Source organism: Acinetobacter sp. ANC_7511 (assembly GCF_056779975.1).
This window is the reverse complement of sequence record NZ_JBWYIY010000012.1, coordinates 66,009-87,358: the sequence shown is the minus strand read 5'-3', so window position 1 is coordinate 87,358 and position 21,350 is coordinate 66,009. Positions and strand designations below refer to the sequence as shown.

Annotated in this window: 25 protein-coding genes; 9 read left to right on the top strand and 16 right to left on the bottom strand. The window is 38.7% G+C overall.

All coding sequences use genetic code 11. The features are described from left to right. Positions 1-349 precede the first annotated feature (349 nt). From argA to AC1M9L_RS09730, 4 genes are all read right to left on the bottom strand, one after another. A complete protein-coding gene (gene argA / locus AC1M9L_RS09745) occupies positions 350-1,702 on the bottom strand; it encodes an amino-acid N-acetyltransferase (protein ID WP_035264904.1) in 1,353 nt (450 codons plus the stop codon). Positions 1,703-1,852: 150 nt separating this feature from the next. After that, positions 1,853-2,230 carry an RcnB family protein gene (locus AC1M9L_RS09740; protein ID WP_035264902.1) on the bottom strand — a complete coding sequence of 126 codons (378 nt, stop codon included), beginning with the start codon at positions 2,228-2,230 and terminating at the stop codon, positions 1,853-1,855. A 179-nt stretch (positions 2,231-2,409) separates the two neighbouring features. Beyond that, positions 2,410-2,808, bottom strand: a complete 399-nt coding sequence (locus tag AC1M9L_RS09735) for an RcnB family protein (protein WP_092766593.1) — start codon at positions 2,806-2,808, stop codon at positions 2,410-2,412. A 280-nt stretch (positions 2,809-3,088) separates the two neighbouring features. Then, positions 3,089-3,244 carry a hypothetical protein gene (locus tag AC1M9L_RS09730; protein ID WP_171076739.1) on the bottom strand — a complete coding sequence of 52 codons (156 nt, stop codon included), beginning with the start codon at positions 3,242-3,244 and terminating at the stop codon, positions 3,089-3,091. Positions 3,245-3,464: 220 nt separating this feature from the next. Here AC1M9L_RS09730 and dapB point away from each other — a divergent pair, with 220 nt between their 5' ends. Both dapB and AC1M9L_RS09720 read left to right on the top strand, forming a co-directional pair. Next, positions 3,465-4,286: a 4-hydroxy-tetrahydrodipicolinate reductase gene (gene dapB / locus AC1M9L_RS09725; protein ID WP_035264896.1), complete on the top strand. Its 822-nt coding sequence runs from the start codon at positions 3,465-3,467 to the stop codon at positions 4,284-4,286. Positions 4,287-4,341: 55 nt separating this feature from the next. Then, positions 4,342-4,992 carry an START domain-containing protein gene (locus AC1M9L_RS09720; RefSeq protein WP_481591996.1) on the top strand — a complete coding sequence of 217 codons (651 nt, stop codon included), beginning with the start codon at positions 4,342-4,344 and terminating at the stop codon, positions 4,990-4,992. 18 nt (positions 4,993-5,010) lie between these two features. On the opposite strand, the gene AC1M9L_RS09715 is transcribed toward AC1M9L_RS09720, so the two are convergent. Continuing rightward, positions 5,011-5,421, bottom strand: a complete 411-nt coding sequence (locus AC1M9L_RS09715; protein ID WP_481591995.1) for a hypothetical protein — start codon at positions 5,419-5,421, stop codon at positions 5,011-5,013. Positions 5,422-5,515: 94 nt separating this feature from the next. On the opposite strand from AC1M9L_RS09715, the gene AC1M9L_RS09710 reads away from it, so the two are divergent. Next, positions 5,516-6,958: an aminotransferase-like domain-containing protein gene (locus tag AC1M9L_RS09710; protein WP_481591994.1), complete on the top strand. Its 1,443-nt coding sequence runs from the start codon at positions 5,516-5,518 to the stop codon at positions 6,956-6,958. Positions 6,959-6,963: 5 nt separating this feature from the next. Here the strand turns inward: AC1M9L_RS09710 and AC1M9L_RS09705 are convergent, their stop codons facing one another. The 7 genes from AC1M9L_RS09705 to AC1M9L_RS09675 all read right to left on the bottom strand — a co-directional run bounded on the left by AC1M9L_RS09705 (position 6,964) and on the right by AC1M9L_RS09675 (position 11,106). Next, positions 6,964-7,533 (bottom strand): DNA-3-methyladenine glycosylase I, encoded by a 570-nt coding sequence (locus AC1M9L_RS09705; RefSeq protein ID WP_481591993.1) that lies wholly within the window; start codon positions 7,531-7,533, stop codon positions 6,964-6,966. Between the two features lie 18 nt (positions 7,534-7,551). Next, on the bottom strand, positions 7,552-7,797 hold the full coding sequence (locus AC1M9L_RS09700; RefSeq protein WP_035264881.1) for a hypothetical protein: 246 nt from the start codon (positions 7,795-7,797) through the stop codon (positions 7,552-7,554). Positions 7,798-7,826: 29 nt separating this feature from the next. Further along, positions 7,827-8,351, bottom strand: coding sequence for a M23 family metallopeptidase (locus AC1M9L_RS09695; protein ID WP_035264946.1), 525 nt, complete (start codon positions 8,349-8,351; stop codon positions 7,827-7,829). 59 nt (positions 8,352-8,410) lie between these two features. Continuing rightward, positions 8,411-9,442, bottom strand: coding sequence for an A/G-specific adenine glycosylase (gene mutY / locus AC1M9L_RS09690; protein ID WP_035264874.1), 1,032 nt, complete (start codon positions 9,440-9,442; stop codon positions 8,411-8,413). Between the two features lie 106 nt (positions 9,443-9,548). Next, entirely contained in the window at positions 9,549-9,917 is a 369-nt protein-coding gene (locus AC1M9L_RS09685; RefSeq protein ID WP_265596980.1) for an HIT family protein, read from the bottom strand. Positions 9,918-9,979: 62 nt separating this feature from the next. After that, positions 9,980-10,717, bottom strand: coding sequence for a dienelactone hydrolase family protein (locus AC1M9L_RS09680; protein ID WP_481591992.1), 738 nt, complete (start codon positions 10,715-10,717; stop codon positions 9,980-9,982). A 230-nt stretch (positions 10,718-10,947) separates the two neighbouring features. Continuing rightward, positions 10,948-11,106 carry a DUF1328 domain-containing protein gene (locus AC1M9L_RS09675; RefSeq protein ID WP_035264869.1) on the bottom strand — a complete coding sequence of 53 codons (159 nt, stop codon included), beginning with the start codon at positions 11,104-11,106 and terminating at the stop codon, positions 10,948-10,950. Positions 11,107-11,296: 190 nt separating this feature from the next. On the opposite strand from AC1M9L_RS09675, the gene AC1M9L_RS09670 reads away from it, so the two are divergent. The 3 genes from AC1M9L_RS09670 to AC1M9L_RS09660 all read left to right on the top strand — a co-directional run bounded on the left by AC1M9L_RS09670 (position 11,297) and on the right by AC1M9L_RS09660 (position 14,421). Continuing rightward, positions 11,297-11,749, top strand: coding sequence for a YcgN family cysteine cluster protein (locus AC1M9L_RS09670; protein WP_481591991.1), 453 nt, complete (start codon positions 11,297-11,299; stop codon positions 11,747-11,749). 110 nt (positions 11,750-11,859) lie between these two features. Then, positions 11,860-13,044, top strand: a complete 1,185-nt coding sequence (locus AC1M9L_RS09665; protein ID WP_481591990.1) for a PQQ-dependent sugar dehydrogenase — start codon at positions 11,860-11,862, stop codon at positions 13,042-13,044. Positions 13,045-13,146: 102 nt separating this feature from the next. Next, a complete protein-coding gene (locus AC1M9L_RS09660; protein WP_092766586.1) occupies positions 13,147-14,421 on the top strand; it encodes a replication-associated recombination protein A in 1,275 nt (424 codons plus the stop codon). Positions 14,422-14,840: 419 nt separating this feature from the next. On the opposite strand, the gene purC is transcribed toward AC1M9L_RS09660, so the two are convergent. The 3 genes from purC to dapA are packed head-to-tail and all read right to left on the bottom strand — an operon-like array spanning position 14,841 to position 17,120. Next, positions 14,841-15,560, bottom strand: a complete 720-nt coding sequence (gene purC / locus AC1M9L_RS09655) for a phosphoribosylaminoimidazolesuccinocarboxamide synthase (RefSeq protein WP_092766585.1) — start codon at positions 15,558-15,560, stop codon at positions 14,841-14,843. A 37-nt stretch (positions 15,561-15,597) separates the two neighbouring features. Continuing rightward, positions 15,598-16,203 carry a lipoprotein-34 precursor (NlpB) gene (locus tag AC1M9L_RS09650; RefSeq protein ID WP_481591989.1) on the bottom strand — a complete coding sequence of 202 codons (606 nt, stop codon included), beginning with the start codon at positions 16,201-16,203 and terminating at the stop codon, positions 15,598-15,600. A 17-nt stretch (positions 16,204-16,220) separates the two neighbouring features. After that, positions 16,221-17,120, bottom strand: coding sequence for a 4-hydroxy-tetrahydrodipicolinate synthase (dapA, locus tag AC1M9L_RS09645; RefSeq protein ID WP_481591988.1), 900 nt, complete (start codon positions 17,118-17,120; stop codon positions 16,221-16,223). A 681-nt stretch (positions 17,121-17,801) separates the two neighbouring features. Here dapA and mhpT point away from each other — a divergent pair. The 3 genes from mhpT (at position 17,802) to AC1M9L_RS09630 (ending at position 20,822) form a co-directional block, all read left to right on the top strand. Further along, the gene (mhpT, locus tag AC1M9L_RS09640) at positions 17,802-19,010 is read left to right on the top strand and encodes a 3-(3-hydroxy-phenyl)propionate transporter MhpT (RefSeq protein WP_481591987.1); all 1,209 of its coding nucleotides are present in this window, start codon (positions 17,802-17,804) and stop codon (positions 19,008-19,010) included. 143 nt (positions 19,011-19,153) lie between these two features. Continuing rightward, positions 19,154-19,807 carry a bifunctional nicotinamidase/pyrazinamidase gene (gene pncA / locus AC1M9L_RS09635; RefSeq protein WP_481591986.1) on the top strand — a complete coding sequence of 218 codons (654 nt, stop codon included), beginning with the start codon at positions 19,154-19,156 and terminating at the stop codon, positions 19,805-19,807. Positions 19,808-19,856: 49 nt separating this feature from the next. After that, on the top strand, positions 19,857-20,822 hold the full coding sequence (locus AC1M9L_RS09630; RefSeq protein WP_481591985.1) for a bile acid:sodium symporter family protein: 966 nt from the start codon (positions 19,857-19,859) through the stop codon (positions 20,820-20,822). Between the two features lie 6 nt (positions 20,823-20,828). Here AC1M9L_RS09630 and AC1M9L_RS09625 read toward each other — a convergent pair whose 3' ends face one another. Next, positions 20,829-21,293, bottom strand: a complete 465-nt coding sequence (locus tag AC1M9L_RS09625; RefSeq protein ID WP_481591984.1) for a 2-thiouracil desulfurase family protein — start codon at positions 21,291-21,293, stop codon at positions 20,829-20,831. Positions 21,294-21,350 lie beyond the last annotated feature (57 nt).

The window sequence follows — 21,350 nt, the reverse complement described above, 5'->3', positions numbered from 1 at the left end:
AAACTTAAAAATAAAAAAAATCAAAAAAATAAATGCGTCATGTAACGCGCCTAAGTTAATGAATTTTCTATTTCGTAAAAAATAAGAATTCAGGAATTCCTAATGAATAAAAAAGATAAAATTAAAAGAGAAAAAAATATCTAAAAAAATGCAAAAGGCTCAATCTAAGAATAACGATATTTTTGTTTCTAAGTTTATGAAATATATAAATATATATTAAAATATTAAATTGTGATAAGGATATGATTTGTATGAATATATCGAATGATTGTGAAGATAGTTCACCTAGGAATATCGATATATAAAAGAAAGATAAAGCAGTTCATAAGGATGCAATAAAAAAGCCACTTTAGAGTGGCTTTTTACAAACAATTGAGTTTCTTTGGAAATTATAAAGTGCCTGACGCGCTTGTGGTAAGTCATCCACCGATGCTTTGACAAACCCTTGTTCCAAAAACCAATGTGCGGTTCGTGTCGTAAGAATAAATAACTGTTGGATATTAGACTTTTTTGCTTTCTCTTCTAAATAGTGCAAGATTTGGCTACCACGATTTGATTTGCGGTAACTTGGATGTACTGCCACACAGGCTATTTCTGCAGAACGAATTTCATTTGATTCAGTTGGTATTGGATATAATGCTGCACAAGCCAGAACCATACCGTCACGTTCAATCACAGCGAAATGATCAATTTCATTTTCTAAGCGTTCTCTAGAGCGGTATACCAAAATGCCTTCTTGTTCTAATGGCCGTAATAAACTGATTAATCCACCGACATCCTGAATCGTCGCTGTGCGGACTTCTTCATAATGTGCATCGGTGATCATCGTGCCATGCCCATCACGAGTAAATAATTCTTCGATTAATGCACCATCATGTTCATAAGATAATAAATGAACGCGGTTAACGCCATTTAAAGAGGCTTCCTTGGCATTTTGTAAATGCAATGCCAATTCATAATTTTGCTCTAAAGCAACGTCAATATGTTGATCTAGCTGATGCGGGGTCACTTCGCGCAACAACTGCTGTGGGCTTTGCATTAAACCTTGTTCGGAACCGAGAAAAATGAGTTTATCGGCACCGAGTTGGATAGCTGTTTTGGTCGCCACTTCTTCAGCAAGCAAGTTATAAACTTCACCAGTGGTTGAATAACCTGAGGGGCCAAGCAATACAATATTGTGATTGTCCAAATGTTTTTGAATCGCATCTGCATCGACTGAACGCACTTCACCGGTAAGTTGAAAATCGATACCGTTACGAATGCCATAAGGTTTAGCTGTTATAAAATTACCAGATACCACATCAATGCGAGCACCATACATGGGTGAATTTGCAAGTCCCATAGACAATAAGGCTTCGATTTGTAAACGGATTGAGCCTACGGCAGACATGACCGCACCTAATGAGTCACGTGTTGTTACTCTACGATGATTATGAAAAGGGCTATCTAAATTCTTCTCAGCAAGATTTGCACTGATTTGTGGTCGTGCTCCATGAACCAGAATGAGTCGAATGCCGAGAGAATGTAAAAGGGCAATATCATGAATAATATGTTGAAAATTTGGTGATTGAACTGCTTCGCCGCCAAACATTAAAACGAAGGTTTTATTACGATGGGCGTTGATATACGGCGCTGAGTTTCGGAACCAATGCACATATTGCTGTGTCATATTTTGAGTTGTATCTATTGAGTCCGATTGCATGCATGTACCGATAGAAGCGGGAAGTGGTCATCAGATTCTAAACAAAAAAATGATTTTCCACACCTGCATTAAAATAAAGACATAAAAAAGCCCAAACTGAGTTTGGGCTGAGTGCAGGGAAGATCAATTTGAGAAGATCTAGGAATAAGCTTATCCGATGATACGCACGATGCGATCTGTACGCTCATTCACTAAGACATAGTCTCCATTAATTTTGTACCACTGCTGGTTACGCGCCGCTTTAGGTAGATTCTTCGCTTGTCGATCACTTAACTCAAATTTTGAAGAGTTGAATTGACGTGGTAACTGTTGACCTACTCGCCATTGACGGCTTGGATTTACATTTTGGAAGCCACGATTTTGTTCATAGCGGTCATGTTGATATTTCCCAGGCTGACCTTTATTCCAATGCGCTGGTGGTGGAGTTGGTTTTGAATAGTGACGACCATCGTCATGTGGACCAGCCATCGCAGATGTTGCCAATAAACCACTCATTGCTAATGTAAGTACTGATACTAACTTTTTCATGTGGGATACCTCTAACTTTGTTATTTATCCGATATCGCTAAAGTACAAAATGATTTGAGATAAACCGTGGAGAGATATAGTCAATTTGTGAAATGTATGAAGAAGTGATGAAGATGAATGATTAGGATTGAACTCAACAAAAAACCCGACATGAAGTCGGGTCGATTTAAACGTCAAAATTAATCTTGCTGGATTTTCAAAATGCTATTGCTGTTTGAATCCACCAGAATAAAGTCATTATTCACTTTGTACCATTGTTGGTTTTTACCAGGTTTTGGTAGGTTATGATCTTTATATTCGGTTTTATAACTATTGCCACGATAGTGTTGAGGCATGACGTAGCCAGTTTGCCATTTATGTTGACGTAAACGTTTTACGCCACGCTCTTCTCTGTTTTTACGACGATCTTGGAACTCTTGATCTGATGAAGCATCATATTGAGTACGTTTCTCAAATCCTTTACCACGTTCACGTGAACCTTTATCTTGGTAGTCATCAGAGTAAGGAGCAGCATTGGCAATATTTGCTGTAAATATTGCACTTAAAGATAATGTCAAAACTGTCATAATCTTTTTCATATTCCGCCCTCGTTGACCTTATAAATTGGGGTTCACACTAATGTACTGAAAAAATGCAGAGAAACTGTGAAGATAGAATGTAATTTAGATTAAAAATAACGAGATAATAAGAACATATTTTAATAGGAATGAAAATAGAAACCGATGCTTTAGCTGAGCAATCAATGCTTTGAGCAATTTTAAATTTTGAATCCTAATATGATTTTTAAATTGTAAATATTTTAATAACACAGAAGATGATTTTCTTTTAAATAAGAAAAATCATCTGATCCGTTTCATCTCAGTGCCACTGATTATGATATTCCTGCAATTGTTGAATAGCTTCGATAATGATCCACGCAGTTTCGGCATGATCTAAACCTTGAACTAATGAAGCATCCAACTGTAACTGTTCGATCGTTTGGATCGTTGATAATTTTCGAGCTTGGTCTGCCATATTATTTCCTTATAAAAGTGTTGAATTTCATGGCATTGATCATAGTTAAAATTTATAAATATAAAAAACCGAATATTTTTCTAAATTTAATCTGATTATTCGATTAATGTTCGAATCAAATGCTTAGAAGACAGCATAATTTTTTATATCGATAAACTTAGCGTATGTATAGACTTTTGTTATAGTAAGAACAATTTTAAAGCAACACTAGGAATAGGTTATGTCTGTCGCTCCGCGTATTGGGATTTTAGGTGCTGGTGGCCGTATGGGTCGTACATTGATTCAAGCAGTTCAAGATGCTGGTTATCAATTAGCAGCAGCGGTAGAGCGTCCAGGCAGTAGCCTTATTGGCGCGGATGCAGGCGAATTAGCGGGTATTGGTACACTTGGTGTGAAAGTCGTGGGTGATATCCAAGATGTTTTAAATGATTGCGATGTATTTATTGATTTTACTGCACCAGTTGCAACTGAACAGCATTTGAAACTGTGCCGTGAGGCTGGTGTTGCATTAGTGATCGGTACGACGGGAATGAACGATGAGCAAAAAGCATTTTTAGATGAAAGTGCAACGATTGCTCCTGTAGTGTACGCAGCAAACTACTCCGTAGGCGTGAATGTATCCATTAAACTTTTAGAATTAGCATCTAAAGTCTTTGGTGACAGTGTCGATATTGAAGTGATCGAAGCACATCATCGTCATAAAGTTGATGCGCCATCAGGTACTGCTTTAATGATGGGTGAGGCGATTGCTGATGCATTAGGTCGTGATTTGAAGCAAGATGCTGTGTATCACCGTGAAGGGCATACTGGTCCTCGTGAACGTCAAAGTATTGGTTTCCAAACCATTCGTGGTGGCGATATTGTGGGTGAACATACGGTAATGTTTATTGGTGAAGGTGAACGTGTAGAAATCACACATAAAGCCACGAATCGCATGAATTTTGCTGCAGGTGCAGTACGTGCCGCTGCTTGGGTTGTAGGTAAAGCACCGAAAAAATATGACATGAAAGACGTTTTAGGCTTCAACGATATCAAAGTTTAAGTTTAAAAATACTGCGTGATCATCTAAATAATAATGTTAAATATGAAGAATAAAAATGAAGAAAATTTCTATGATCTGCTTGCTTGTCAGTGCCATTGGCCTGACAAGCCAAGTTCAAGCCAATGAAGCCTCTCAACTCACCATTAACAAAAACAATATTAAAGTGTGGACGATGCAAAATCCTGATCATCCTGTGTTGTCCTATCGTGCTGAAACAGTAGTGGATGCTTCACTCGAAAGAGCAGTTGCAATAGTTTTGGATGTGGAAAATGCAAAATCATGGGTACCCAATGTCGGTTCAGCACAGGTGATTTCTCAAGATTTGAAGCAAGGGGAATTTAAACTCTACATGGTGTTAGATTTTCCATTTCCTTTGAAAGATCGAGATCTGATTGTGCAAGGGAAAATGTATAAGGATTCAAAAGGTATTATTCATATTAAGAATAAAGCTTCGCAAACGGGAAAATCGAAGAATCCTCAGTATATTCGGCTGCAACACTATGTTGGAGACTGGAGCTTTGAACAGATTGGACCGAATAAGGTGAAGGTCAGCACTTCAGGATATGCGGATCCAGAAGGTGCAATTCCACAAAGTGTGACCAATATGTTTGTACAACAGCAGCCTTATCAAATGTTGCAAAAAATGAAAACTGAATTAGCAAAATCTCAATCTGCGCAGATATCGTTACCAGATATTTTGAAATAATGACTTTATATCAGTCATTTAATCATTTTTCAAAGTGTAAGCTGTAAATTGCTTTAACTCTGCTGCTTGAGGCAAATGAAAACTCAAAATTGGTTGCTTAGTCTTAGACATCTGATCCAATAGAAAAACTTGATAGGTTTGTTTTTTGGAATCATCACATTGAAAATTTAAATTTTTTTGTGTGGGGCTATTGAGCTTGACTGCATGATCAGAAGACACGGTGTAGAGGTAAATTTTCTGCTGATCTGGAGATTCAATACTTTTTGTAAAACGATAATGACTGTTGTGCGTCACTTTTAAGAATCCATCAATTAACGATGTACAAATAAATTTTTGCTCAAGTGCAGCTTGTTCGATCGCATGCTCTGGTTGGCAAGCTGTCAAAAGTGTTACCAATGGTAATATCAAATATAATTTATCGTTGTTCATGTGGCCTCCTGTGTTTTTTTAGCTGTAAGACCATCATAAATTTGCTAGGTTTATAGATACAGATACACACATTTTATAAAAATGAGCACAGTTCATGTTCCAGTATCAAATCTTAGCCAAACATATCAAACAGAAAATTCTGAGTGGAGAACTGTGTTCAGGACAGAAGCTCATTTCCCTTCGACAATTTTCAGCATTACATGCCGTCAGTTTAAATACAGCAAAAAATTGTTATGCATTATTGGAATCGGAAGGGCTCATCACTGTTAAAAATAAATCAGGTTATTTTGTACAACATTTGAAATCCAGAAACGATTCGCCAGTATTGCCTTATCATCATGAATTTGAAGCTGAAGCAAAGGATATCAGTAACTTAAATTTGCAAATTGAAATACAGGAGTCTTCAACCAATAATCGATCAATTCATTTAGGTGCAGTACAAATCTCTCCAAATCACGTGCCTGTAGATGCAATCCGAAAGTCAATTCAACGTGCTTTAAAACACAGTCAACCAGAAGATTTCCTTTATAGTAATCGACAAGGGCATTTGAGATTGAGACAAGCTTTATCAGACCATTGGGCTGAAGATGGGTTTTATATCAATCCAGACGAGATTTATATCACCAATGGCTGTATGGCTGCGTTATCACTCGTGGTTCAGCTCTTGACCAAGGAAGGGGATGGCATTGTGATTCCAACCCCAAATTTTAATGGTCAATTACAGTTGTTAGGGACACTGAAACGCAAGTTGATTGAGATACCTGCAAATGTGGATGGTTTTGATTTAGAACGCTTAGAAAGAGCAATGCAGCACCCCGATACCAAAGCCTGTCTATTGACTGTGAATTATCAAAATCCACTAGGGTTTGAGCTTTCAAATCATGATAAACAGAAAATTGTGCAATTGGCTGAACAATATCAATGTTATGTGATTGAAGATGATATTTATGCTGAATGTAGTTTTAATTTACAGCGACCTTTACCGATCAAACATTGGGATGAAGCAGGCTATGTCATTTTATGCAGTTCAATATCAAAATCATTGTCGAGCGCATATCGAGTAGGTTGGTTTTGTTTACCGCCGAGGCTTAAATATTTGCATCGTCAAATTGTCATTCAAAATGTCAGTGTGAATACACCTTTGCAATTGGCTTTGGCTGACCTGATGTATAGTAGAGCCTATCGTGAGCATCTACTCCGATTAAAACCAAAATTAAATCATCAAGTTGATGCATATCGAAAAACGATATTAAACGCTTTTCACGGGATCGACATTGGGTTAAGTCAGCCGGATGGTGGTTATGTTTTATGGCTGCAATTGCCGACACATATTGATGGTTTAGAACTCTATTATGCTGCACGTCAACATGGTATTAACATTGTTCCCGGTGATGTTTTTGGAGAAGAACGCCGTTATAAAAATTATATTCGCTTAAATGCAGGGCATGAACTAACTCATGAAATTCATGACTCCATCGTGTTTTTAGCGGATTGGGTGAAACAAAAAATGAGGTCATCATCCCAAGCACCTTCTTAAAAAGATTATGGCGCTAAACTAAGCTTTTTAAAGCAGTGATTTTCATGATCATCAATCATTCCTACCGCTTGCAGATAAGAATAGATAATGGTTGGACCCACGAATTTAAAACCATTCTTTTTTAGAGTTTTAGACAGTTGCAGGCTTAATTCGCTTTGTGTTGGTGCTAAGCGATAGTCTGGCACAGAATGAACTTTGGGTTGATGCCCTACAAAACTCCATAGCCATTTGACCATATCAGGCATGATTTGGCGCATATTCAACCATGCTCGAGCATTATCTCGAATCGCCTTTAGTTTACCTAAATGACGAATTATGCCCGGATCTTGTGCTATTTCGAACAAATGTTCATCTGTAAAAGTCGCAATTTCTTCAATGGTGTATTGAAAGAAATGATATCGATATCGCTCGCGTTTTTTTAAAACAATAATCCAAGCGAGTCCTGCTTGCTGACCTTCTAAACAGAGCATTTCAAATAAGGTGTGTTCATCATATAAAGGAACACCCCATTCTTGATCGTGATAATCAATATAAATCTGCTCATCGGAGCACCAGCTACAGCGTTGAATCGTCATGCGAATGCTCCGAAGTGATCAAATGGTAAAAGCAACCCACTGATCGTTTTGATTGTCCCAAAAGAACAACTCTGCTTGTTCTAAATCCGAAAAATTAATCCAGAAATCTTTACCTGCTTTATCTGCAAAACCAGTGCTAATCAACAGAGCTTCTTCGGTAATTTCCATAATCCAGCCCTGATGGCTTTGTCCATTTAAGACAATACGTTGTTGATTGCCAGATTCTGCAAATTCAACTAGACGATTAATCAAGGCTTCTGACATGAAAACTTCCTAAAAATAAAAACTTTAATTTAACGTAAATAAGGGTATGGATTGACAGGGCCTCGACCGCGACCATCTAAGTAAATTCCATAATGTAAATGAGGGGCAGTATGTCGAGCATTACCCGTATTGCCGACATAACCAATATGGTCACCTCGTCGCACGAAGTCACCCTCATTGAGACCTTTTTTATGCTGATCTAAATGCGCATAATAATGCCAAGAACCAGCGGGTCCTAAAATCCAAATGACTTTCCCACCCAGCTTATTATCGCGCATACTGCGAACAATTCCATCAGTTGCACTATAAACTTTTGTACCACGAGCCGCCAAGATATCAATGCCTTCATGTGTTCGACCGTGACTTCGTGATGCACCCCAAGTGTCTGTCAGTTGTCTCGCTTTTACACCTTGTACTGGGATAGGTAATTTTCGATCCAAAGGAAGCATATGTAAGCGAGCAACGAGGGTTGGATCAAGCGGCGTTTGTTTTGGAGGTTGACTACTGCAGGCGACAAGTAAAATAGCTACACTTAGGATGATGTAATGTCGCAAATACTTAGTCACTCGAACTCCTTGATATGATACAGCCACACTTATTTGAATCGACTATGTCACAATTTCACGGCTGAGATCAATTTTTTCATCGCAGTTGGAATGCCCATTTCTGTTACAACTTGTGGAGCGAGCCATTCACCTCCTAATTCTGTTTGGAGGTATTCCATCTGGTCGAGATCAACATGGAAAATATGTGCATTCAGTAACCAGGTAAAGTGGGTGAAACTGTGTGAAATTTGAGTTGGTAATTGATTACTCACCAAACCATATTGCTGAGTCAATTGACTAAATTCTGAAGTTTCATCAATGATGGGTAAGGTCCATAAACCACCCCATAAGCCTGAATGCGGACGTTGTTGCCATAACCATGTATTTTCAGTACTTCGCAGTAATAAAACATCCGCAGTCTTTATAGGCACTGCTTTTTTTGGCTTTTTAAATGGTAACTCTTGTGTCAGACCCTGCTTTAAAGCTTGGCATTCTGACTGCATTGGACAGTACAGGCAAAGTGGTTTTTTAGGAGTACAAATTGTTGCACCCAAATCCATAATGGCTTGCGTGTAATCATGGTTGCGTTGTTCAGGACAGAGTTGCTCCGCTAATTCCCACATTGCACGTTCATGGACAGGCTTTGATAAATCATCTTCAATGGCAAAGAAACGTGCTAAAACACGCTTAACATTTCCATCCATTATCACGCCGTATTTGCGTAATCCAAGTGACATCAATGCACCAGCAGTTGATCTACCTATTCCTGGCAGGGCCATCCAAGCTTCTAAAGTCTCTGGAAAATGTCCATTTTGACTTACGATTGTGGCTGCTTTATGCAGGTTGCGAGCACGCGCATAATAGCCTAGACCTGCCCAGTAAGGAGCAACTTCATCCCAAGTAGCACGACCTAAATCGGTGACCGTCGGAAAGCGCTCAATAAAACGATCATAGTATTTCAGAACAGTTTTCACTTGGGTTTGCTGCAACATAATTTCAGAGACCCAAACTTTGTAAGGATCATCTGCGACTTGCCATGGCAGGTCATGTCGACCATGTACATCAAACCAATCCAGTAACGCAGTTGAAAAAGAAAACATGAAAATACCATTAATACAATCTGTGCTCAGTATAACCAATCTAGGCAAAGACCTTTTAAAAAAGCATGAAAAAAGGCGCATATTGCGCCTTTTTGTAAAATCAACATTACTCTTGAATAATGCCCCAACGACTATCTAATTTAAGCGGTTGGTTTTTGTAACGAGGAATAATATGGATGTGTAAATGTTCCGACTCTTCATCGCCAAAAACTTTGCCATCATTAAAAGCGATATGAAAGCCTTCCGGATGATGACGGATTTTTAACTCGTTACGTGCCAGTTCTAACAACGACTGTAAACTTTTACGCTCTTTATCGGTAATTTCAAAAAAAGAACTCACATGACGTAAAGGAATAATAACGGAATGTCCTTTAGTCAACGGCTGCTGTTCTGGCAAAATCACACCGAATTCATTTTTATCAATCACATCATATTCATCGTGATTGCAATAAGTACATTGTTCACTCATCCTTATATTCCTCTTATATTTTATCTTCTTTCTTCAATAATCTTAGCGCTAATAAACTTTGAAAGTAATTAATCTAAGTGACGCGACAGTAACTCATACATCGCAGCTAAGCTTTTTTCCTCAGCTGCAGCGTTATAACCGAGATCTACACCATTGGCTTTTGCCCGTTCATCAGCTTGTGGATTGCTAAAACCGTGTTTTGCATCCTCAAAGATAATGACCTCATGCGGCACCTGAGCTGCAAACATTTCTTCTTTAAATTGTGCCACATCATCTAGCGTGACCATGCTATCTAGCTCACCATGCAAAACCAGAATTTCAGCTTTTACTTGACCTTGTTGAGCAGGTGTTTGCGCAGATAAATTAGCATGGAAGGTAGCAACTGCTTTTAAGTTCGCACCAGAGCGAGCAAGATCTAAAACAACTTTTCCGCCGTAACAAAAACCAATCGCAGCTAATCGAGTTGCGTCAACTTCAGGCTGTGCAGATAAAGTGTCTAACGCAGCTGTAGCGCGTTGTACAATCGTTTCAGGCTGTGCGAAAGTTTGCATCATCCACTCATTTGCTTGAGAAGCTTCAGTGGTTACCTTTTTGTCGCCGTACATATCAATGGCAAAAGCAGCATATCCTTGTTCTGCAAGTTCTCGAGCACGTTGTTCTGTATATTCATTACGACCCCACCACTCTGGGGCTACAATAATACCTGCAGCTCCTGAAGAGTTTTCAGGTGCGGCAAAATAACCAATCAATTGTGTACCATCTGCCGCTTTATACTGAATTTCTCTTGTTTGAATTGCTGAAGTCATTATTGAAAGTCCTTTCGTTTATGAAAATCAGCAAAGATTAAAGCATAAATGTTTTCCGAAGTGATGAATTTGCAATAAGAAAGTAAAATCAAATGTGAGAATTTATGAAAGATTGGAATATATAAAACGCGTATCAATGAACAGATAAAAAAGAAATAAAAAAAGAAGAAGGAGTACCTTCTTCTTTTCATCAATCTTGTGTTTTCAATTTAATCTAGTGATTTAGAACACTAGACTTTGCCTCTTGAGATAAAGCCTACAATTGCGAGAATCACTGCAATCACAAGTAAGATAATTGCGAAATCTTTAGATAAGCCTGCTACACCACCAAACCCTAGCAAACTTGCTATCAATGCAATCACTGCAAAAATAATCGCCCAACGGAACATTTTGATTCTCCATAAATTTTTATTAATGTTCATTCAGTATAAGAAAATAAACTGAGCAAAATGTATACAAAGGGTATTTTAACGTAGAGTATTGATATTCTTTAGTTAATCAACTGTAACTGAGATTGGTGAAATTTTATGAGAATTATTAGTGATATACTGACTCAAATTTTTGATATTTAGCTGAATCATGAGCACATCTTTACGCCCTGAATTTTGGAAACATTATTCACTGTTTGAAATGAACCAAGCAGAATGGGAGGCACTGTGTGATGGTTGTGGTATGTGTTGTTTGGTTAAATTAGAAGATGATGAAACCGAAGAAATCGCATATACCAAAGTTGCGTGCAAACTTCTAGATTGTCAGACGGGGCATTGTTCAGATTATGAAAATCGTCAGGTGCATGTACCTGACTGTATTCAGTTAACGCCTGAAAAATTACAACAAATACGATGGCTACCTTCGAGTTGTGCATATCGACGTATTAATGAAGGTAAAAAGCTACCGAATTGGCATCACTTGGTGACAGGCAATAAACAAAGTGTGATTAGTGCTCGAAAATCTGTAGCAGGTCGTTGTATATCTGAACAGCTTGTTAATGAAAATGAAATAGATGAATACATCGTGCGGTGGGTACGCTAGTACATTCAATTGCTAGACTACACATATTTTGTAATATAAAAACACTTTTAAAATGATCATTGCCGTTTAATCCTTGAGACTGATATTCAAGGATTTAAAAAGGGAAAGGCATGTTAAAAGCTGCAAAACTGATTTGGATTGTTGGTTTGAGCGGAATCATAATGGCGTGTCATGCCAATCAAAATAAAGCCACTGAAGCACAGAATCCGCAGGAATCAACAGTCAAAAACGAAAATTCAAAAGCTCAAGAACAACGATATCAAGTTGAAAAAATTGCTCTATTTAATGAACCATGGGCGATTGCAACTTTACCAAATGGTCAACTGTTAATTACAGAAAAGTCAGGCATACTTAAGTTGTTTGACCCACAATCAAAACGTAGTTTTAACGTGGCTGGTGTGCCTCAAGTTGCTTATGGCGGACAAGGTGGGTTAGGTGATGTTTCGATTCATCCTAATTTCAATAATAACGCTTGGTTATATCTCAGTTATGCCGAAGAAAAAAATGGATTATTTGGTGCAGTGGTAATCCGAGCGAAATTGGATTTATCGAATATCGAAGCACCGAAACTGACGGATATCGAACGCATATGGGAGCAAGTCCCTAAAGTGTCGGGGCAGGGGCATTATGCACATCGTATAGTGTTTGACCAGCAAGCGAATTTATGGATTAGTTCAGGGGAACGGCAGAAGTTTCAGCCTGCACAAGATATGCAGTCTAATCTAGGTAAAATTGTATATTTGTATGATGATGGTCGTGCTCAAGAATCTAATCCATTTGCCAAACAAGGTGGTGTCTCAGCGCAGATTTGGAGTTTAGGTCATCGTAATCCTTTAGGTATGGCATTCGATCATCAAAATCGTTTGTGGGTGGCAGAAATGGGCCCTAAAGGTGGTGATGAGTTCAATCTTATTGAAAAAGGTAAGAATTATGGCTATCCAATTGTATCTAATGGTGATCACTATGATGGTAAACAGATTCCGAATCATGAAACGCGACCTGAATTTATAGCCCCTAAACTTGATTGGTCTCCAGTGATTTCACCCTCGAGTCTGATTTTTTATAAATCTAACTATTTTCCACAATGGAAGAACAAAGCCTTAATCGGTGGATTATCATCGAAAGCCATTATTGTGGTAGATCCACAATCTGAACCTGTACGAGAAATTCAGCGCTTGGATATGGGGGTTCGAGTACGAGACTTGCATGAAGCAAAGGATGGCACAATTTGGGGAATAGAAGATGGACCGCAAGCTTATTTATTCAAATTAAAACCAAAACTCGAATCTGAGTAAAATGAAAAATGTTGAATAGTGATGGTTGTTTTGACTATTAATATTGGAATTTGACTATTACATAGTAGACTAGTCAACAGCACTTTGAGATCTATAAAAAATATGTCCGATACACAAATTCCGCTACCTGAACGCTTACGTCCACGTGATTTGTCTGAGATTATCGGACAAGATCATTTACTTGGTGAAGACGCACCTTTACGTCAAATGATTGACCAAGGACATTTACCTTCGATTATTTTTTGGGGGCCTCCAGGGGTCGGCAAGACCACCATTGCGCTATTGTTAGCTCAAGCTGTAGATCGTACTTTTATTAGCTTGTCTGCACTCAACACTGGTGTTAAAGAGCTTCGAGAAATTATTGGGGAAAGTGGCGATCTCATTGTGCCAGTGGTTTTTATTGATGAAATTCATCGCTTTAATAAATCTCAACAAGATGCCTTACTGAGCGCAGTAGAAAAAGGCAAGATTACTCTGGTTGGTGCAACCACAGAAAATCCTTCTTTTGAAGTCAATAATGCTTTGTTGTCGCGCTGTCAGGTGTATACGCTGAATGCATTATCTGAGCATGATATTCAACATTTAATTGAACGTGCACTCAAGCAAGACCAATTTTTGAAAGACCGTCATATTCACATCGAAGAATATGATGCATTAATTCAATTTGCCGCAGGCGATGCTCGTAAAGCACTCAATTTATTGGATCTCATTGCGAGCACATTTGAAGCAGATGTTGAAAATATTGTCACCAATGCCATCGTGGTAAAAGTAGCTCAACAAAATATTGCGCGATATGACAAATCTGGTGAGCAGCACTATGATTTAGTCTCAGCTTTCATTAAATCAATTCGTGGAAGTGATCCTGACGCTGCACTATATTGGATGGCGAGAATGTTAAAGGGGGGGGAAGATCCAGTCTTTATTGCGCGTCGGATGTTGATAGCCGCTTCGGAAGATATTGGAAATTCTAATCCTAATGCGTTGTTATTGGCTGGGGAGTGTTTTAGGTCCGTTCAAGCGGTTGGGATGCCAGAATGCCGTATTATTTTAGGACAATGTGCAGTGTATTTGGCCACAAGCGCGAAAAGTAACAGCACTTACTTAGCAATCAATAAAGCATTAGAGTTGGCTGAACGTACGTCAAATCTTCCAGTTCCATTGCATTTAAGAAATGCTCCAACCAAGTTAATGAAAGAGCAGGGATATGGTGTAGATTACTTATATCCACATCACTATCCAGAACATTTCGTGTTGCAGGATTATATGCCTCCAGAGCTGAAAGGCACCAAATTGTACGAATCAGCTCGTAATAAGCGTGAAGTCGAAGCAGAGCGTTTACAGCAGCGACGTTGGCAGCAAGAGCAGCAACAACAATAAAAAAAGCCCAGTTCTATGGGAAGCTGGGCGAAAAGCGATTCATCTGGTCGGCAACTACAGTCTCTCTCTTGAGCCACCAACTCCTGTAGTTGCCTGGTATAAAAATATATTAGTTGAACTTAGTAATATTGTAAAAACGATCATTTTAATAAATAGCATTAATTTATTCGATTAATGGGTGTAAATTTAAAAACAAAAACAACAATTGAGTTTTTTAATGATCAAGACCCCAGATTTGTCATCTTATTTAAATATCGATTCGATAAATTAATAGCATTACCAATGAGGAGAGAGCATTGGTAATGCTACTTAACAAAAATAATGAATGTATAACAACAATTTGAAAATATAAAAATAATATCAACAGATACAAAAAAGCCGAGTCATATGACTCGGCTTCATTTTATCTAAATTTTGATTTAGATATCAGAAAGGTCAACACCGATACGTGTCGCAACTTCTTCATATGCTTCAACCACACCACCTAAACCTTGGCGGAAACGGTCTTTATCTAATTTTTTCTTGGTATCTTTGTCCCATAGACGGCAACCATCTGGAGAGAATTCATCACCAAGAACGATACGATCATGGAACACACCAAATTCAAGTTTAAAATCAACTAAAAGCATGTTGCCTTGAGCAAAAAGATCTTTTAACACCACGTTTACTTGGTGAGTTAACTCTTTCATACGCTCAAGTTGTTCAGCAGTAGCCCAACCTAAAGCAATTGCTTGAGATTCATTCACCATTGGGTCGCCCAAAGCGTCATCTTTGAAAAATAATTCAAATGTAGGTGGTGTAAGTTCTAAACCTTCTTCAACACCCAAACGACGGCAAAGCGAACCAGCTGCATAGTTACGGATTACACATTCAACTGGAATCATGTTTAACTTTTTAACCAAAACTTCGTTTGGTGTTAAAAGTTTTTCGAAATGAGTTTCGATACCTGCAGCTGCAAGTTTTTCCATGATAAAGGCGTTAAAACGGTTGTTCACCTTACCTTTGCGATCTAGCTGTTCGATTTTTTCGCCATTAAATGCTGAGGCATCATCACGAAAGACTAAAATCAGGTGGTCTGCACTATCGGTTTCATAAACGGATTTAGCTTTACCAGTATAGAGCAAGGTTTGTTTTAACATGGTGGAACCTTTTTCAGAAAAAATATGCCTAGAACGACTAGGCTGGCCAGTTTTGATAAATCTGGGTTAACAGGCTCGCAGCTTTTTGTTTGTCTGCAAACGCGTTAGTTGGGGTAAACACGGCCAAGGTATGACTCGAACCTACAGATGTCAGTTTAAGCACTAAACTTTCACCATCCACTTGAATTGTCGCGGAATGGTGATTCTTAGGTTGATTGACAAAGTTGTAGTTGAGGCTACTGAGGGTGGCGATTGTGTATTGCCAAATTGTAGCAGAATTTCCGTCAATTTTGATCAACGGATTGCCATTTCCATCAGTTAAAAGTTGTGGACGACCGACAGCAGTTGATTGTTCACTCTCAACAGGATTAGAAACGGTTGGTGCCACATTAGGACGAGGTAGCTCAAAACGATTACCTCGCTTATTAACCATTTGTGGCGCATTGTCTATTGCAAGCTGTTCAACAACAGGCGCTGGATAAAGCGGTGTTGCTGGTCTAACCATTGAACCTTCAGGGAATTTAAGCGGGGCTTGTGCAGTAGATTTTTTATAATCGAGTGAACCATTATCGATACCAATCGTACTACAACCGACCATGCTGAGGGCTGAAAGGGCAAGGGGTAAACCAAAACGTAGTTGCATAGTTGTTAAACTCTTCTTTAAATAATGCTCGCAGCTTTTAATGCATCACGCAGTGAAGCTCGATATTGTTCTGCTAATGGAGTAAGTGGTAAACGGATACCTGTACCAATTAATCCCATTTCATGAAGTGCCCATTTCACAGGAATTGGGTTTGATTCACAAAATAGAATTTCGTGTAAATTTGCAACTTGATCATTAATTGCTTTTGCTTGAGCTGCATTACCCACTAAACCAGCGGCACACACTTGGCTCATTTGCTTTGGAGCAACGTTAGCGGTCACAGAAATATTACCTTTCGCACCATGCTCAATCAGTTGATATGCTGTTGCATCATCACCTGAATAGACCACCATATCTTTGCCTTCAAGTGCTTTTAAAAGCTCAGCACCGCGAGGAACATCACCTGTTGCATCTTTAATCCCTACGATTTGAGGAATATCAGCAAGACGAACTACAGTTTCATTGCTCATATCAACGCCAGTACGGCCAGGTACGTTATAAAGAATTTGCGGTAAATCAACAGCTTCAGCAATTGCTTTGTAATGCTGATACAAGCCTTCTTGAGTCGGTTTGTTATAATATGGCGTTACTAAAAGTGCAGCATCTGCACCAAGCTCTTTAGCTTCTTTGGTAAGCTCAATCGCCTCATGCGTTGAGTTTGCGCCTGTTCCGGCAATAATTGGAATGCGTTTATTGGCTACACGAATGATTTCTTTGATCACTTGAGTGTGTTCAGCCATGCTTAAGGTCGAAGCTTCACCTGTTGTTCCCACGGCAACGATACTATTTGTACCTTGCTCAATATGCCATTCAACAAGCTTCTCGAGACCCTTCCAATCAACAGTACCATCTTCAAACATTGGAGTGACGATTGCGACGATTGAGCCTTGAATTACATGAGCTTGCTGAGTAGTCATTTTAAAACACGATCCTATTTTTCCATCCAGTGAAGGTTGAGAAGCGAAGTTTGGATGGGTATGTATTTTGATTTATATCACGATCCAATATGCCTGCATACTGGATAATGCGTATGCAAATTATGAACTAAGCTACCAATAAGAACAATATGAATTCACTTCAGTCAAAAAAAAGTTTAGTTAAAACAAGTAACTTTTTTTAAAAAAAGCAATTTTAAGACCTTATGGTTAGGCATTTAAATAACAGTGAAGATAGATGTTCGTCTATGAAAGTATTGCGGATAAAAATGAAAATTCGAACTAAAATCTGACCAATTTACCCTGAATTAATAGCTTATATCACTTACATCAGATTTAAGATGTATGTATATAAAGGTGAATAAACTAATAATTTTTAAATTATGTGATTATTATAATTTATAAAACGTCTTAATTTTTTTACTTAAAGGTTAAATTATTCTAATACTTACAGATTTTATAATAGATTTTTCTTGGTTTTTTTTTAAATAAAAAAAATAATTAATCGTTTTGAAGACTAGAATTTATTTTGGTTGGCAAGAGGTATGAAATTTAATCTTATTTTGATTACATTTTATTACACCATTTGATAACTCTCACTTTCATTGACTTACATAGATAATCGGGCATCGGACTCAAATGCTGATGAGTGAGGGAAGTTCAATGCAAGAATCAGTAAGTAACAAACATGCAATTTTGACGGTAGGTATCTGCTTCCTCATTGCAGTAATTGAAGGCTTAGATATTCAGGCTGCAGGTATTGCAGCTGCGGGTATTCGTGAACATTTTAGTTTAGATAGTTCACAATTAGGTGTGTTTTTTAGTGCTGGTATTTTAGGTCTGTTACCTGGGGCACTGGTAGGTGGGCGTATTGCGGACCGTATTGGTCGTAAAACAGTTTTAATTTGGTCTGTTGCTGTTTTCGCTGTATTCACTTTATGTACGGTATGGGTAAATAGTTTTAACAGTTTATTGGCTGTACGTTTCCTTGCAGGTGCAGGACTAGGTGCAGCAATGCCAATTCTCATCACTTTGGCTTCTGAAGCAGTAACCCCACAAAATCGTGGTCGTGCTGTAGGGCTAATGTACTGTGGTATGCCTGTCGGTGCTGCGATCTTATCTTTAATTGCAAGTACAGATTTCGGTGCTAATTGGAAAAATATTTTCTATCTTGGTGGTTTATTACCATTAATTGTTATACCAGTGATGATGAAATTCTTACCTGAATCTAAAGAATTTTTGAAAACGCAAAATAGAACTGAAGCTGAAATTGCAGAAGCTCCACAAGGTTCGTTTAAAGATTTGTTTAATTCACAGAATCTTCTTCGTACGATGTTCATCTGGTGTAGCTATTTCTTCACGCTCATGGTGGTTTACATCATGCTCAGCTGGTTACCTTCTCTATTCCAAGAATTAGGTTTTTCGAGAAAAGAAGGTGCGACAGCGCAATTCTACTTCATGGTAAGTGCTACTGTAGGTACTGTGATTTTAGGTGTATTAACTGACCGCTGGAAAAAAGCTTATGTGATCTTGTTAATGTACGGTGGTATTTTGGCTGGCCTTCTTGCGTTGAATGCAGCAAGCTCACTCACACAAATGTATTTGGCTTCAGCATTGGTTGGTGCTTTCGTGATTGGCTGTCAAGGCGTGCTTTACGCATTTGGTGGTATTGTGTACCCAACAGAAGTACGTGGTACAGGTGTTGGTGTAGCATCAGCAGTAGGTCGTATCGGTGCTATGCTTGGGCCAGCAATTGCAGGATCATTATTAACGGCTGGATTTGGTGCAGCAGGCGTAATCTCTGCAGCAATCCCTTGTATTATTATTTCTGCAATCTTCATGTTAATGTTGGTACGTCGTATCCAGAATTAAGACAAAAACATAGATTAAAGCCTGCTTGATGCAGGCTTTTTTTATAGAATTTTGATATCAAATTTTCAACTCAAGCAATTGTAGTTCTCTTGATCCTATGCAATAGTCCCTAACAATTTTAAAAATATTGGGAGCTGAAAAGGATGTTCCAACCACAACAAAGTGCACTTATCGTTGTTGATGTTCAGAATGGATTTACCCCTGGGGGAAATTTGGCGGTAGCAAATTCAGATCAAATTATTCCAACCATTAATTCACTTTCTCGGCATTTTGACAATGTTGTCCTTACCCAAGATTGGCATCCTCAAGACCATATTTCATTTTTTGAAAATCATCCTGGAAAGTCTGCTTATGAGACGATTGAATTAGCTTATGGCCGCCAGGTGTTATGGCCTTCACATTGTGTGCAGGGTACACATGATGCAGATTTTCATCCAGACTTGAATATATCCAAAGCGCAGTTGGTCATTCGTAAAGGTTTTCATCCACATATTGATAGTTATTCTGCCTTTTTAGAAGCTGATCATCGAACATCGACTGGCTTAGCAGGTTATCTGCGTGAGCGTGGAATTCGTGACATCTTCATTGTCGGGATCGCCACTGATTTTTGTGTGGCTTGGACGGCAATTGATGCTGCAAAATTAGGTTTTAACAGTTATGTCGTGTCAGATGCGACTAAAGGCATTGATTTAAATGGTTCGTTGCAACATGCATGGCAAGAAATGCTTGCACAAGGTGTGAAACGAATTTACGCCAAAGAACTGATGACTCTCAGACACTCAGCGCAGACCATTTAAAGGCATGGCTCAAGATCATACGTCGTTAATCCAACAAGTGAACTTCTAAATGAAAGCTATCAATCAATTCGTGCAGAAAACCTTTGCGCTGTGGGTACTCCTATTTGCAGGAATTGCCATGTATATGCCAGAAGCTTTTATTTGGCTTAAGTCTTATATCACTTGGATGCTCGGGATTATCATGTTTGGCATGGGAATGACCCTGTCGTGGGAAGATTTTAAAAGTGTTTTCAGCCAGCCTAAGGCGGTTGCCGTTGGCGTGAGTGCTCAATTTATAGTGATGCCATTATTGGCATGGGGATTGTGCATAGCATTTCGATTACCCGCTGAAATTGCCGTTGGCGTACTCCTTGTTGGATGTTGTCCCGGAGGTACAGCATCTAACGTCATTGCTTATATGGCAAAGGCAAATGTGGCTTTGTCCGTCGCGTGTACCTCAGTTTCAACGATGTTAGCACCTTTGCTGACACCATTGATTTTTTATCTCTTAGCGAGTCAGTGGATCGATATAGATGCGGTAGCAATGCTTGTATCGGTAATGCAAGTGATTTTGTTCCCTATCATTTTAGGGGTGATCGTGAGCGGCCTATTTAAGCAAAAAATAGATCGATATATCGCAATGATGCCTATGGTTTCAGTCATCGCGATTGTATTGATTGTGGCTGCGATTATTGCTGGAAGCAAAATGCAAATTTTACAGTCAGGGTTACTGATCCTTGCTGTTGTAATTTTACATAATGGATTAGGATATTTTATAGGTTATTGGGCTGCAAAATTATTGCAGCTTAATCAAGCAGATGCTAAAGCAGTTTCGATAGAAGTAGGGATGCAAAATTCTGGCTTAGGCATTGCTTTAGCTGCGGTTCATTTTGCGGCAACACCCATTACAGCACTTCCAAGTGCGATTTTTAGTTTATGGCACAATATTTCGGGACCCATCTTGGCGAGTTATTGGGCGACGCGTGACAAAGCTCACCTTAAAAAACATGAATATGACGATGATGTGATTAAGTAGCTGATTTTATTTCATTAACTGATCTAGAAATTCTTTTTCAGTCATGATGTGAATACCATGTTGCTTTAAAAGCGCTGCTGTAACACCGTCCGCATTTATTTTTGACCCCGAAAAAGAGCCATCATAAATCTGACCAAAACCACATGATGGACTTTTAGCTTTCAAAATCGCATGAGTAATCCCATGTTTTTTCGCAAAAGCTAAGGTCTGTTTGGCACCTAAAATAAATGCTTCGGTAACATCTTTTCCCGAAAGATCAAATACTTTTGCATGGCCACTCAAAACATCGGAGCCTGTTCCTTTTTGAATTTCAGCAGGGGCTCTGGGAGTGCTAAGTCCTCCAGAAATTTCAGGGCAGATTACGACGGCCTGATTGGCATCAATCAGCGTTTTAATTTTTTCTTGAAGGCAATGTTGACCATCGTAGCGAACTGGATGTCCGACTAAACATGCACTGATAAGATATTTCATTTGATAAAAAAAAGACCGATAATTTTCATTATCGATCTTTTTAAGTGTAGATCAAAT